Annotated in this window: 9 protein-coding genes and 1 pseudogene; 8 read left to right on the top strand and 2 right to left on the bottom strand. The window is 62.8% G+C overall.

The features are described from left to right. Positions 1 to 290: 290 nt before the first annotated feature. Entirely contained in the window at positions 291 to 908 is a 618-nt protein-coding gene (locus tag E0W60_RS31185; RefSeq protein ID WP_135706732.1) for a hypothetical protein, read from the top strand. 481 nt (positions 909 to 1,389) lie between these two features. After that, positions 1,390 to 3,081 (top strand): hypothetical protein, encoded by a 1,692-nt coding sequence (locus E0W60_RS31180; protein WP_135706731.1) that lies wholly within the window; start codon positions 1,390 to 1,392, stop codon positions 3,079 to 3,081. A 493-nt stretch (positions 3,082 to 3,574) separates the two neighbouring features. On the opposite strand, the gene E0W60_RS31175 is transcribed toward E0W60_RS31180, so the two are convergent. Continuing rightward, positions 3,575 to 3,898, bottom strand: coding sequence for a hypothetical protein (locus E0W60_RS31175; protein WP_135706730.1), 324 nt, complete (start codon positions 3,896 to 3,898; stop codon positions 3,575 to 3,577). 484 nt (positions 3,899 to 4,382) lie between these two features. Next, a pseudogene (locus E0W60_RS38435) lies at positions 4,383 to 4,609 on the bottom strand (tyrosine-type recombinase/integrase); the annotation flags it as partial. Positions 4,610 to 4,793: 184 nt separating this feature from the next. Here E0W60_RS38435 and E0W60_RS31165 point away from each other — a divergent pair. The 6 genes from E0W60_RS31165 to E0W60_RS31135 all read left to right on the top strand — a co-directional run bounded on the left by E0W60_RS31165 (position 4,794) and on the right by E0W60_RS31135 (position 12,507). Next, on the top strand, positions 4,794 to 5,936 hold the full coding sequence (locus tag E0W60_RS31165) for a VOC family protein (RefSeq protein ID WP_135706729.1): 1,143 nt from the start codon (positions 4,794 to 4,796) through the stop codon (positions 5,934 to 5,936). A 47-nt stretch (positions 5,937 to 5,983) separates the two neighbouring features. Next, complete coding sequence (locus E0W60_RS31160; RefSeq protein ID WP_135706728.1) at positions 5,984 to 6,940, top strand: fumarylacetoacetate hydrolase family protein; 957 nt, start codon at positions 5,984 to 5,986, stop codon at positions 6,938 to 6,940. Continuing rightward, positions 6,937 to 7,959 carry an alcohol dehydrogenase catalytic domain-containing protein gene (locus tag E0W60_RS31155; RefSeq protein ID WP_135706727.1) on the top strand — a complete coding sequence of 341 codons (1,023 nt, stop codon included), beginning with the start codon at positions 6,937 to 6,939 and terminating at the stop codon, positions 7,957 to 7,959. The genes E0W60_RS31160 and E0W60_RS31155 overlap by 4 nt, the downstream gene beginning before the upstream one ends. A 31-nt stretch (positions 7,960 to 7,990) precedes the next feature. Then, positions 7,991 to 9,919, top strand: a complete 1,929-nt coding sequence (locus tag E0W60_RS31150) for an acyl-CoA synthetase (RefSeq protein WP_135706726.1) — start codon at positions 7,991 to 7,993, stop codon at positions 9,917 to 9,919. 34 nt (positions 9,920 to 9,953) lie between these two features. Next, entirely contained in the window at positions 9,954 to 11,609 is a 1,656-nt protein-coding gene (locus tag E0W60_RS31145; protein ID WP_135706725.1) for a bifunctional 3-(3-hydroxy-phenyl)propionate/3-hydroxycinnamic acid hydroxylase, read from the top strand. Between the two features lie 322 nt (positions 11,610 to 11,931). Beyond that, positions 11,932 to 12,507, top strand: a complete 576-nt coding sequence (locus E0W60_RS31135) for a hypothetical protein (protein WP_135706724.1) — start codon at positions 11,932 to 11,934, stop codon at positions 12,505 to 12,507. Positions 12,508 to 12,552 lie beyond the last annotated feature (45 nt).

Genomic DNA, 12,552 nt, shown 5'->3' with positions numbered 1-12,552 from the left:
AGTCTTGCCATGTCGTGACTGACCCCTCGACTACCCATCCGGCCCGCGACCTTCGCGAGCTTTTTTTTTGGCTCTTCGTCGATTTGCGGGGTGTGGGAATCAGAACGATCCCTCCGCGTCATTCAGGCAACTAGATCGTCATTAACGGCATCTAGGCTAATTCGGACATTGCCTCTGGGGGAGATCACCGCCGCTACCTGGCCTTGTCAGGACCCCGCTTTATATTAAACTTGCTATCATCACCAAAAGGTTAGGCAATCACTGAAAACCAAGACGAATAGGTGGACTGCATGGGCGACTGGGAGCGCACGTTCGGGGAAGCGGGGATGCAGGACGGCTTCATCGATTCAATGATCCGTTCATGGCGGCGCCAGGACGGCATCACGAAGAAGAAAATCACACTCCTTTTCGAAACGGCAGTTGATGCGCAGGGGTGGGCGAAGGAACATCCTGGCTCTGCAATTACTCGTCATCCGAATGGTGAAGGGTATATCGCGCGCACGTGGGCGTGGTACTACGACGAGGGAAATTTCACCCTATTCGGCACTCCAGAGAACGCCCGCGACGCGATTCGAGAGATAGCACACAGAGACGAGATTATCCAAAATGCCGGACAAATAATGGGTCAGCACACCTATACGGGAGCGGAATGGCTGTTCTACTCGGGCTACGAGAACCTCTTAACGACGTTATACGAAGAAACCCGAGCGATGCGGGAGGCCGGTCGCATGCGTAGTCTTGAAGAAGAACACAAAATCAGAGAGAAACTTGTTGCTTTGCTTCCCAAAGATATTGAGAACGTGAACATGTACATGGTGCGAGCAAGTTATGGCCAGTCGAAAGGATTCGCCTACGAGATCAAACAGTATCTTTCTGGCTGGCTTGGAGAAGTCGAGTCGCGCTCCTAGGCATGTCGCCTAGAATTTTCGCCACTTGTGGTGTGCGCGGAGCGTGGACGAAAGCGCCTGCGCCCAGTCCACCCAAATCGCGCTTCTCGTCATGACAGTCCAGCTAATTCCGGTTCTAAGACAGCCGAGCGGCGGCCGGAATTAGCTGTTAAGTCATTGATTTTTAGGGAAACGCAGTCCAGGGAATTCTGGTTCCTCAGCCAGTTCCGCCAGAGGCGGAAGTTTTAGGAATCAAGGACTTAGACACTCACGCTGGAACCCTCTCGTTGTTTCTGACTGGTGTGGCCCCATAGGTGCGTTTGAGCCGAGCCCCACGAACAGCGATCTCGACCAATAGGGGCGGCGCTCTCCGACCCCCAGAACAATGTTTAGGCGAGCCTTGAAAAGGATGTTTTCGTGCCACACCGGCCGCGCGTTCAAGATCCCACGACACGTCACGAAGTATTATGCTCGCTCGCGCCGATGAACTCCCGGGGGAAACATGCAAAAACGCGTCTACACAGAAGAAGAAGTCCAAGACCTGACTGATCGCGTATTTCTTCTGCAGGAGCGAATTGAACGCGGCAAGATGCATGTTGCTGAACATCTTGTGGAAGGCTTCACAAGGAGTATGCGGGCTATCCGCCTGCGTCCGGATGGCAAGGTCGATCCAGAGACGGTGGACGGGCACGTGCGTGCGACAACGTTGGCTATTCGCGCGATGCAGTATCGAGATGATGCCAAGAGCAGCGTCAGCCTTGCTCAGATCCAAGAAATCTATTTTGATTTCCTCTTCAAGGAATTTGGCTGGCTGTTTGATCAGATGCAGGCAGAAAAGGTTGACCCTGCCCAAGTCGCGCACGCGATAAGCGAGGACAGCGACTTCGTAAAAGGCCTTACCGAAAGCCTCCCGGGATTCGTGGACGCTTTGCGGGAATTTTGGGGAAGCGTATTCGATCCCGCGTCCTTCCACTTGCAGGATGGGACGCAACTGAAGGCGGCTTTCTCCGGCGACCTTTTTCCAGCGCACTGGGAGAACACGGTGTCTACAGCGGGCCTCTACATAGATACGATAATTCTTCCTTGTCCGATCATGCGAATAGCCCCGATTGTGGGGATAGCATCGGATCGCGAGATTGCGACCGCGCTGGTCAAACATATGCTGACAGCGATGACCTATCGAGAGATCGCAACGGCTGAACTTGATCCACCTGTAGCCTTGGTGCTCCCCAATCGTGACGATATACATATCGATGACCGACAGATTATAGTAACTCGGGCAACGCCATCGGCCCTGAAACATGCAGAATATCTATTCCACCGTCAATTTGAGTCGGTCGAGCATCTCCAGGAATTTTGCGGGAGACTGCAGACCATCGATCATGTCATCGCGGAACTCAAGGGCCAGGATCGGCTGGTATTCGACACTGACTGGGGGCAAACAGCGCGGGAGCAACTTGACCACGCCGTTGCGGAACAAACTGCGCTGCTCCCGGGAATGGATAGAGGGGTTGTCGGGCATCACGTTCTGCAAAGCTGCGTCGGTCGGATGGCGCAAGCCATGGGTGCACAGCAAAACGCGATCTACTTCGGTGGCACACCGCTCATCAACGCCTCAACGTCTTGGAAGTATTACACGTGGCTTCTCGACTATCAGGGGGCGCAGGAAAAAGCCCCAGGGAAGGAACAAGCGCGGAGCATGCACGTGGTACATGCGTTAGCCCACGAACGTGACAATAACCTGTCGTGGCTCGGAAACGTTCCCGTCCAGGCTGTTCTCGAAATCCGAAAAAATGGCTTGATGGATGAAGTGCGTTCGTTACTGGGAAGCGGTGTTTCCGAGCTAATCAAGGCCAACCCGAATAATTACTTCCGCACCGCCGATCAAGTCGTCAGCAACCTTGAAAGGGCGTTTGCGAAGCATCAAACCGATCTCTTGGAAGCGCGAAACAAGAAACTGAAATTGTTCGGGCTGGACGTTCCAGCTTGTCTCGCCGTGGGCGCTCTCGGCATCGCCGCTGCAACAATTACCGATAATCCCGTTTATGGGGTAGTCGGCGCGATGCTTGGTCAAATCGGCCTGCCAAACTTGAAGGACATCAAGAGCCGTTTCACTGAAATCAGAGCTGAAGAGAAAGTGCGGGCGGCATCGCCGACCGGGCTCCTTTTTCAGCACGTCGGCAAGCGCAGGTAAATTAGACTTGTTCGAGAGCAAGGGGCGGTGTCAGCGCTCTTTCCGGTGATGGTCCCCTGACCGCCAGTGGACCAACCGGCCACAAGCTGACTGCTGTGCTCAGCACCTGACAAAGACCGGGCCGGCGCAAGCCGGCCCGGTCAGTCGAACCTCTTCGGTCGCGCAGAGCAAAGAAGTGGCCCGCATAGATGGGGCTGCCGGCCCCAATCCGATCTCTACTTGCAACTGCCCTTGTGGTTAGCGCGAACACCCTCGCACCGCCATATGCCGTCCTTCACTTGTGTGCACGTTTCAACCGTAGGATATCGCGACACGCAACGCCCAGTCTTTCTGGCTGCGTCTTCCACAGCTTTCTGCGCTGCTTCCATCGCGCTCGGTAGATCGGGGCCAGAGCCGTAAATCTTTGTGCCTGCCAGCGCCGCACCCGAACCAATGAGAAGACCAATAGAGACGGTGAGCAGAAACTTTCTGAACAGTGGCTTCATCACTTCACTCACAGGCCAAGTTTAGCGGCAGGTCCGGACAGCCCCTTGGCAGCCTTGATGACGTTGTCGAGATCCGATGGCTTGTTAGCGCAACTGCCTTTGTGATTGGCCCGTATTGCCGTGCATTGCCAGTAGCCTTTGGCCTCCTTGCAGGTGTCCAGCGAAGGATAAGTAGACACACACGTGCCGTGGGCCTGAGCAGCCTTTTCTACTGCTGATACGCTTTTCTCCAAGGCCTCGCCCAAGTCTTTCGAGACCCCGTACACCGGCGTTCCCGCATGTGCCATGGAAAAAGTGGTTCCTAGAATCAATGCTGCAAACTTCGGTTTCACGTCGACCCCCCCTGGTTATTTGGATGCAACTGATCATGCCGTACTGCGGAAGCATAGTATGAACGAGCTACCTGTCCCGCCAGCACACCAACAATACGGCAGTCCGTCTTAGTTCCTGTACCCCACGGGTTGGTGGGAACAGCGTCGGCCAGAGCCTTGTGCCCCCCGTCGATAGGGGGGCTAGCCCGCGCAGCTGTGATAGCTATGAAACCGTTTGACAAACGATCAAAAAACTCTCGAATCTTGTGGCGAACGCCATGCCAGTCTAGGTGGCAAGAGTTTTCCTAAGTCATTGAGGACTAAGGACTTCGACTCTAATCTCAGATGGCAAACGACAGACCGGCTGGTCCGTCATGTACGAGCCAGTGGTGTGGCGCAGCCAGTGCGCCGAGGCGCTGGCCAGCACCGCGGCTTGCGGCTCCCATTCCGGCACGCGCCACGCACGCGCTGCGCGGCCATGTCAAACGCATCTTCAGAATCAAGTGCAGCGTGCCGCGTGCAAGCGCTCACGCACGGTCGCGTTTGGCATTGCCTCGACTACGTCTTTCACGCTCGTCCACAAGTCATGGCTAAGGTAGCGCGTGATGCGCGCCTTCGTGAGCGCTCGCCGCGGCGGGCCAGCGCGAGCGGGTTGCCGGCCAAGTAGCCAGCTTCGGTGAACCAGGCGGCGTTCAAGATCACCGTCGCCTGGCGCACCCAGGCAGGCGACAGGCAAACGGATTCCAGGTGCCTCGGGCGAGCCATACCGCGGGAATCACGCCGAATGAAGCACACGTCGGAAGCGAATACGGGGCAAACGCCTTTTTGAGATTGACTAAAACCTCATGATGACGATAATGTCGTCATAACATCGGATGCCCGACCTATGGCGGTGCCCGGCCATTTAGGAGACACCATGCCCCGCCCGCCCCGCAGCGTGCTGCGCACGCCGCCGGCTTTCCCCGAAAGCGCGCTGCCCGCCTTCGTCCAGAAGCTCGACCGGCCCGAAGCCCTGGTCAAGGCCCAGGCGCTTGCCTTCCTGATGTTCGAGAAGCGCGACCTGCGTGCGACGGAGACCTTCCTAACGGATTTCGGCATGCGCTGCGTGTCGCGTACGGGCAGCCGGCTGTTGATGCGCGGCGCCGGCCCCCAGCCGTGCCTGATGCTTGCGACGCAAGGCCAGCGCTCGCGTTATGTCGGCGCGGCCTTTTCGGTGCGCAGCGAGGCAGACCTGGACCACCTCGAGGCCAACGCGAACGCGCGCCGCCTGTCGGCCGACGAGATTCCGGGCGGCGGCGCCGGCGTCGAACTGACTGATCCCGCCGGGAACTTGCTGTGGCTGGTGACCGGCCAGCAGCCGGTGGACCCGCTGCCGTTGCGAGACCCGCTGCATTCGCTCACCAATGACCCAGGACAGCTTCGTCGGGTGAACGCTACGGTCCGGCCGCCGCTGGAGCCCGCGGCCGTGGTCAAGCTTGGCCACGTCGTGCTCCAGACCGTCGACTTTCCCGGCATGGCGCGCTGGTATATGCGTCATCTCGGCCTGATCCCGACCGATGTCCAGTATCTGGAGGACGGGTCGCCCAATCTCTGCTTCTTCCGCCTGGACCTCGGCAGCACGCCCGCGGACCATCACGCCTTCGTGCTCGCCGGCGGCATCGAAGAGAAATACGAGCACAGCGCATACGAAGTGCTTGACCTCGATGCGCTCGGCCAGGGCCACAACGTGCTGCGCGCGAACGGCCACCGCCATATGTGGGGTATTGGCCGCCATGTGCTCGGCAGCCAGCTGTTCGATTACTGGTTCGATCCGGACGGCATGGAATTCGAGCACTACGCCGACGGCGATGTCTTCACCGCCGACCGGGAAACCCACTACGTGCCGCTGGAAATGTCTGGCATCTGGGCATGGGGCGACGACGTCCCCGCCAGCATGGGCGTCAAGCGCAATCTCGCCACGGTGTTGCGGGTTGCGCGGCTGCTGCGCGCCGGCCGGCTCTCGGCCGCGCGGCTGAAGCTGCTTGGCCGCGCGATGACCCAGGCACGGCCTTGGCTCTGAGCCTGCGCTCCCACGCACTACGAACTCCCTCACGTCAAGGAAAGCAAATGTCCGTCAAAGTTGTCCGCTATCTCCACGGCGGCGAGCCCGGCTGGGGTGTGGTCCACGACCGCCGCATCGCGCCGCTGTCCTGCGGCTCCGTCAGCACCGCCGACTTCGTCGCGAACGGCCTAGATGCCGCGTGGCGCAGCACCCCCGACCAAGCCACACTGCCACTCGACGCCGTCACGCTGCTGCCGCCTGTCACGACTGACCGCCAGTTCCTGTGCCAGGGCATCAACTACGCCAGCCATGTGCGTGAGTCGGGCATGGACCCAGACAAGATCGGCTTCAACACCCTGTTCACTAAGGCCCCCTCCTGCCTCGCGCCTGCCGACGCCGACGTGGTGCGGCCCGCGCATGTGCAACTGCTCGACTACGAAATCGAGCTCGGTCTGGTGGTGCGCAAGCCGCTGAGCGGGGCGGTCCAGGTCGGGCCGGACCAGCTGCACGAGTACCTCGCTGGCGTGACCATCGTCAACGACATTTCGGCGCGCGACGTCCAGCTGCCGCAGGCTCAGTTCTACAAGGGAAAGAGCTACCGCAGCTTCGGGCCGGTCGGGCCCTTCCTGGTGCTGTTGGACGCCGAGGAATGGCGGCGTTGGCCCGAGCTCCGTATGCAACTGCGTGTTAACGGGCAGCCACGCCAGGACGCTTACTGCGGCGAGATGATTTTTAAGCCGCACCAGACGCTTACCGAGATGTCCGCCCTGCACGACCTGCAAGCCGGCGATCTGATCGCTACCGGCACGCCGGCCGGCTGCGCCGCCCGTGCGCCTGGCAAGCTGGCGTTGTGGGTCTTCCGGCATGTGCTGTCCGAGAGCGCGAAGTGGCGCCTCTTCATCAAGAAGGGGCTGGCGAACCCGGCTTACCTGCGGCCGGGAGACATCATGACCGCTTCGATCCGCACCGACGACGGCGCCATCGATTTGGGCGAGCAGCGCAATCGGGTGGTGACGCCATGAGCCACAGCTATATCGCCGCCATCGACGGCTTTGGTGATGCCTTCGCATTGCGTGTACGCCCGGTGTCCTGCCCGCAGCCGCGCCAGGGCGAGATCGCGGTGCAAGTGGAGGCAGCGGCGGTCAATCCCATCGATGTACGCCGCCGAGGCGGCTATGGCAGCAGACTTTTTTCGCTCATGGGCGCGGCGCGCATGCCGCTCGTCCTCGGTAACGATTTTGTGGGGACCGTTTGCGCGGTGGGCCAGGGTGTGACCGGGCTGCGCGAAGGCGATGCCGTGTTCGGCGCCAAGCCGCCATCGAGTGCGGGAACGCATGCCACCCATGTCACCATGCGCGCCGACCACGCTCGCCTGAGACCATCGTCTATCCCGGCGGCCGCGCTGGCGACGCTACCGTACAACTTCCTGACAGTGACGCGCGCGTTCGCCGACGCCGGGATCTGCCGCGAGACCGTGAACAGGCGCCCGGTGCTCGTGCATGGCGCGACCGGTGGCCTAGGCCAGATCGCGGTCTGGTTGCTGCACAGGCTGGGCGCGAGTGTTACTGCCGTCGGCGGAGCTAAGGGGCTTGATGCTTGCCTGGCCGCCGGCGCAGCCGAAGTCGTCGATCGCCATCGCCAACGGCTGGCAAGCCTGCCGCGGCATTTCGCCGCCACCGTGAATTTCGCCAACTGGGGCGATGAAGCGGACTTGCTGCATTTGCTTGCGCCGGACGCAGTCGGTCACGCAACCACGGTCCATCCGCTACTTGGCAATTTCGACCGCTTGGGACTGCTCGGAGGCGTGATGGCCACGCTGGTCGGCAAGCGTGGCAAACGTGCCCTGACACCGAAGGGCGCGCGCTATGGGTGGACGACCTTCCGCCCGAACCCTTCGGCCTTGCAGGCACTTGCCGATTGCGCGGCTGCTCTGGCGCCGCCTGCAGTGAAGACCTTTACGCTCAGCCAAACCGAGCAGGCGTACCTGCACGTCATGCAAGGCCAACCCCGGCGGGCCGTCCTGCTGCCAGGGCAACTCTAGAAACGAACAGGGCCACACCAAGGAGACAAGCATGCTCGATACCAAGAACGACCGCGGGACGCGCACCGGCGGCATCCGAACCCAGGCCGATATCGACGACTTCGAACGCACGCCCTGGCAGGAAAAGCTGCCCGCGCAGAACACTTACGAACTGCTGTGCCGTGCGTGCGACAGCAAGCCGGACCAGACCGCGTTGCGCTTCGTCATGACCGGGGAGGCTTCCGCTCCGGAATTTGTCGTCGATTACGCAACCCTCAAGGCGCGCGTGACGCAGGCGGCCAACGCCTTCCACCGCGCCGGCATTACGACCGGCACGGCGGTGACGTTGCTGCTGCCCAATCTCCCCCAGACCCATTACGCCTTGCTGGGCGCGCAGGCTGCCGGCATCGCCAGTCCCATCAACCCGATGCTGGAGGTCGACTATATCGCCGCCATCGTTAATGAGACAGGGGCGCAAGCGCTGGTTGCCTGCGCGCCGGTCTCTGACAGCGCGCTCTGGGACAAGGCCATAGCCGTGGCCGACCGTTGCCCTTCGGTGCAGACCCTGTTCGTCGTCAGTGCTGCGCCGTATCTTCCTGCCGCGGAGCGTGCGCGGGTTGACGCGGCTTTCGAAACGGCGTCGAGGCCGTGCCGCACGGACGTGAAGATGGTCGGCTTCGACCAGGCGCTGGCGGCCGAGCCGTCGGACACGCTGGTTTCGAAGCGCCACATCCTGGCGACTGACATCTGCTCGTATTTTCATACCGGCGGTACGACCGGCCTGCCCAAGGTCGCGACGCACACGCATCTCAATGAAGCCTTCGTCGCGTCGATGCTTAAGGCGCTGATCCCGTCGCCGAACACGATCCTGTGCGGCCTGCCCCTGTTCCATGTGAACGGCGCGATGATCACCGGCCTTGCCGCGTTCCATGGCGGCTGGGAGGTCGTGATGCTGACGCCTGCCGGCTATCGGGGCCCGGGGGTGATGCCGAACTTCTGGAAGCTGGTCGAACGGTTCCGCGCCACCAGCTTCAGCGGCGTGCCGACGATCTACGCCGCGCTGGCCGATCTGCCGCGGGAAGGCGCTGACATTGCTTCGTTGCGCTTCGCCTTTTGCGGCGCCGCGCCGCTGCCGGCCGAGGTCGCGCGGCGCTTTGAAGCCGCCGCCGGCATTCCGCTGTACGAGGGCTACGGTTTGACCGAAGGCGCGTGCGTCTCGTCCCTCAATCCGCCGCAGGGCGAACGTCGCCTGGGGACGGTCGGCCTGCGCCTGCCGCACCAGGCCATCGGCGTCTGGAAGGTCGATGGCTCCGGCCACGCCACCGAGCCGTGCGCGCCGGGCGAAACCGGCGTCATCGGCATCAACGGCCCGAATGTGTTTCCCGGCTATCTGCGCGAGCAAGACAATGGGGGCATCTGGCTCAATCCGGGATGGCTCAATACCGGCGACCTCGGCCATCTCGATGCCGACGGCTATCTGCATCTGACCGGCCGTGCCAAGGAGCTGATCATCCGCGGCGGCCACAACATCGATCCGGCGATGATCGAGGACGCGCTCCTGCAGCATCCGGCCGTGGCGATGGCGGCCGCGGTCGGCCAGCCGGATGCGCACACCGGGGAACTGCCAGTCGCCTACGTCGTGCTCAAGCCAGGCTTCACCCCGGCTGCCGACGAACTGCTGGCGGCCGCGCGCAACCTCGTGCCGGAACGCGCTGCAGTGCCAGTGCGCATCGACGTCCTGCAGGAGATGCCGCTGACTTCGGTCGGCAAGGTGGCCCGGGCAGAGCTACGCATGCGCGCCGCCGAGCATGTGTTACGAGAGATGCTGGCGCAGGCCGGCACGGCCGCCAGCGTGCGCGTGGGGCCGGATATCCGGCGCGGCACCGTCGCCTTCGTCCAATGCCCCGCCGCGGACGTGGCGCGCGTGCAGGATCTGCTCGGACGGTTCCCGTTCCCGCTCGACTTCAACTCCCCGGTGTGAACGCGCCAAGTTCCCTCCCGTAGAGAAACCGCTCATGAATACCATATTACCCGAGCAGGTAGACGTCCTGCTGGTGGGCCTGGGCCCGGTCGGTGCCACCGCGGCTAACCTGCTGGGCCGCTACGGCGTCCGCACCCTGGTCATCGACAAGGCCACTGAAATCTTCACCGCGCCCCGGGCCATCGTGCTCGATAACGAAGCGCTGCGCATCCTGCAGATGGCGGGGATCGAGGAAGGCGCGTTCGATACGCTGGCCATTGCCAAGGTGCAGATGCATTCGCCGTTATTCGGCCGATACGCGCGCGCCAACACCGCGGGCACCATGGACTGCCACCCGCGACTGGTCACGTTCTATCAGCCGGATCTCGAACGCGCCTTGCGCGCCCGCTTGAGCCGCTATCCCTGCGTGAGCATCGCCCTCGGCGCCGATCTCACCGGTTTCGACGACGACGGCGAAGGGGTGCGCGCCACGGTGTGCCTTCCCGACGGTGACACGGCCACCGTCCGCGCGCGCTATATCGTGGGCGCGGACGGCGCCAATTCTTTCGTGCGGCGCCACGCCGGCCTTGCCTTCGAAGGCAAGACCTTCACACAGGACTGGCTGGTCATCGACGCCCTGAACGTGCCCAACCCGATCGACCATGTCGAATTCCTCTGCGACCCGCGCCGGCCTACGCCGCATATGGTTGCCCCGGGAGGCAGGCAACGCTGGGAGTTCATGCTGCAGCCCGGCGAGACGCGTGAACAGATGGAATCGCCGGACAAGATCCGCGAACTGCTTGCCCCCTGGTGCAAGCCGGAAAACATCACGATCGAGCGCACAGCGGTCTACCGGTTCCATGCGCGCATCGTCGAGCGCTTCTCCAACGGCCGTGCCTTCCTGGTGGGCGACGCCGCGCATATCACGCCGCCATTCGTCGGCCAAGGGCTCGTTGCCGGGCTGCGCGACGTGGCCAACCTGTGCTGGAAGCTCGCCTGGGTCGTGCAGGGGAGGGCGACGCCCGCCATTCTGGAAACGTATGACACCGAGCGGCGCCCACACGCCCGCTCCATCATCAACCTGGCGCTGCTGATGGGGCAGCTGGTGATGCCGCGCAACCGGCTGACGGCATTCGCCGTCCATGGCGCGATGGCGCTGATGCAGCGCATGCCCTGGGCGCGAGCCTTCTTCGAGGACCTGAAGATCAAGCCGCCCGCGCGTTTCGGCCGCGGCCTGTTTCGGCGCGGCAAGACCCGCGCAAAGCTGGTGCGCGGCGGCCTGCTACCGCAAGGGCTGGTGCGCCGCGGGCCGGGCGCGCCCATCGTGCCGAGCGACGATGCGCTCGGAGCGCGGCTCGTGCTGGCGGGATTCGGCTGCGATCCCGCGCCGCGGCTAAGCCGCAGCCTTCTCGCCGCGTGGCAGCAGGCGGGTGGCGACATCATGCAGTTGCGCCATTGCGGACAAGCCGGGCGCGGAGCGCTCGAGGCGCACGAAGGGCAGGGCGGACCTTCGTGGGAGGACATGTCGGACCAGCTCGTGCCCGGGGCCGCACCGGTCGGCTGGATCGCGGTCGTGCGCCCGGACCGTACCGTGCTGCACGACGGCCCGCTCGAGGCCCTCGACGACATCGTGCGCGAATCGCTTGCGATGCTCGGCGCGGGCAACCCGCTGCCCGAAGGCTTGCCTCGCACTTTGCAGGCCGCCGGCTGACACCCGCTTGCCCGGATCGCTTTTGGCGTGCGCCCCCGCGCGCCAGCGATGCGCTGGCGAAGGGATGCCGCCCGACAAGAGGCATCCCACGACAATCGCGGTGCGGACACAGCGGCCCCACTCAAGGCAAGCGTCGGTCCCGGCTCGTCAAAAAAAAATAGCAAGACAGCTTTGATACCGGAGGAGACAAGGATGGCAAAGAGAACAGCGCACGCGCTCCGCACCGTCGTTTCATGGACCATGCTTGGGTGGTCTTGCGCGGGATGGGGGGGCGGAAGGCTTCGAGCCCCGCTACAACCTTGCCGGAAGCCTGGGCGGCGAGATGTTTGCCCCGCCCAACCAGACCGGCTTTATCACCGCGCTCGCGGCCACCCACGTCAGTGTCAGCAAGGTGACCGGGGACGATGGCGGGGCGCTGACCCAGAGCATTCCGGGGGGCACCGTTGACTTGCCCAAGCCAACGCCCTCGGCCCTTTATCCCACTTTTTCGCGCAGCACGGTAGAGATTCCAGCCTCCGGCACCATGACGCGCTGGGACCTGGTGCTCGGCTATATCACGAACGAGCAGTTTGGGGGCGGGCGGCTGGCCTTTGCCGTCGACGTTCCGTTCGCCAGGAAATCGCAATCAATCAGCACGAGCGGCGCCACGCCAGTGCTCAACTGGAATCCCGCGGTTCCGGCCGACGTGCAGAGCGCCGTGCAAGGGCAATTCAGCAGCCAGTACCAGAGCGCGCTCAAGGCAGGGCGCGAGCGAAAGCGGCGACGTCAGCGGTATCGGCGATGTCGAACTGATCGCGGGCCGGCATTACGTGGGGGTGTCCTTGCCGCCTACTCTTGCATGGCTGACGCGTTGGTGACCATGTGCACGCCGTCCTGGTGCTATCCTGAGCAGGCTTGAGCGATGCGAGGCAGCTGTCCCGTTCTGCCCAAGCCACTGCGAACA

It is taken from the genome of Cupriavidus oxalaticus (assembly GCF_004768545.1).
Taxonomy (GTDB): Bacteria; Pseudomonadota; Gammaproteobacteria; order Burkholderiales; family Burkholderiaceae; genus Cupriavidus; species Cupriavidus oxalaticus_A.
Note: the sequence above shows the minus strand (reverse complement) of the source record. Positions and strands in the feature narration are given on the sequence as shown.

Bases quoted from the DNA above. Each gene is read 5' to 3' on its own strand.
- E0W60_RS31185 (WP_135706732.1), top strand. From the start codon at position 291: ATGGGCGACTGGGAGCGCACGTTCGGGGAAGCGGGGATGCAGGACGGC.
- E0W60_RS31180 (WP_135706731.1), top strand. From the start codon at position 1,390: ATGCAAAAACGCGTCTACACAGAAGAAGAAGTCCAAGACCTGACTGAT.
- E0W60_RS31165 (WP_135706729.1), top strand. From the start codon at position 4,794: ATGCCCCGCCCGCCCCGCAGCGTGCTGCGCACGCCGCCGGCTTTCCCC.
- E0W60_RS31160 (WP_135706728.1), top strand. From the start codon at position 5,984: ATGTCCGTCAAAGTTGTCCGCTATCTCCACGGCGGCGAGCCCGGCTGG.
- E0W60_RS31155 (WP_135706727.1), top strand. From the start codon at position 6,937: ATGAGCCACAGCTATATCGCCGCCATCGACGGCTTTGGTGATGCCTTC.
- E0W60_RS31150 (WP_135706726.1), top strand. From the start codon at position 7,991: ATGCTCGATACCAAGAACGACCGCGGGACGCGCACCGGCGGCATCCGA.
- E0W60_RS31145 (WP_135706725.1), top strand. From the start codon at position 9,954: ATGAATACCATATTACCCGAGCAGGTAGACGTCCTGCTGGTGGGCCTG.
- E0W60_RS31135 (WP_135706724.1), top strand. From the start codon at position 11,932: ATGTTTGCCCCGCCCAACCAGACCGGCTTTATCACCGCGCTCGCGGCC.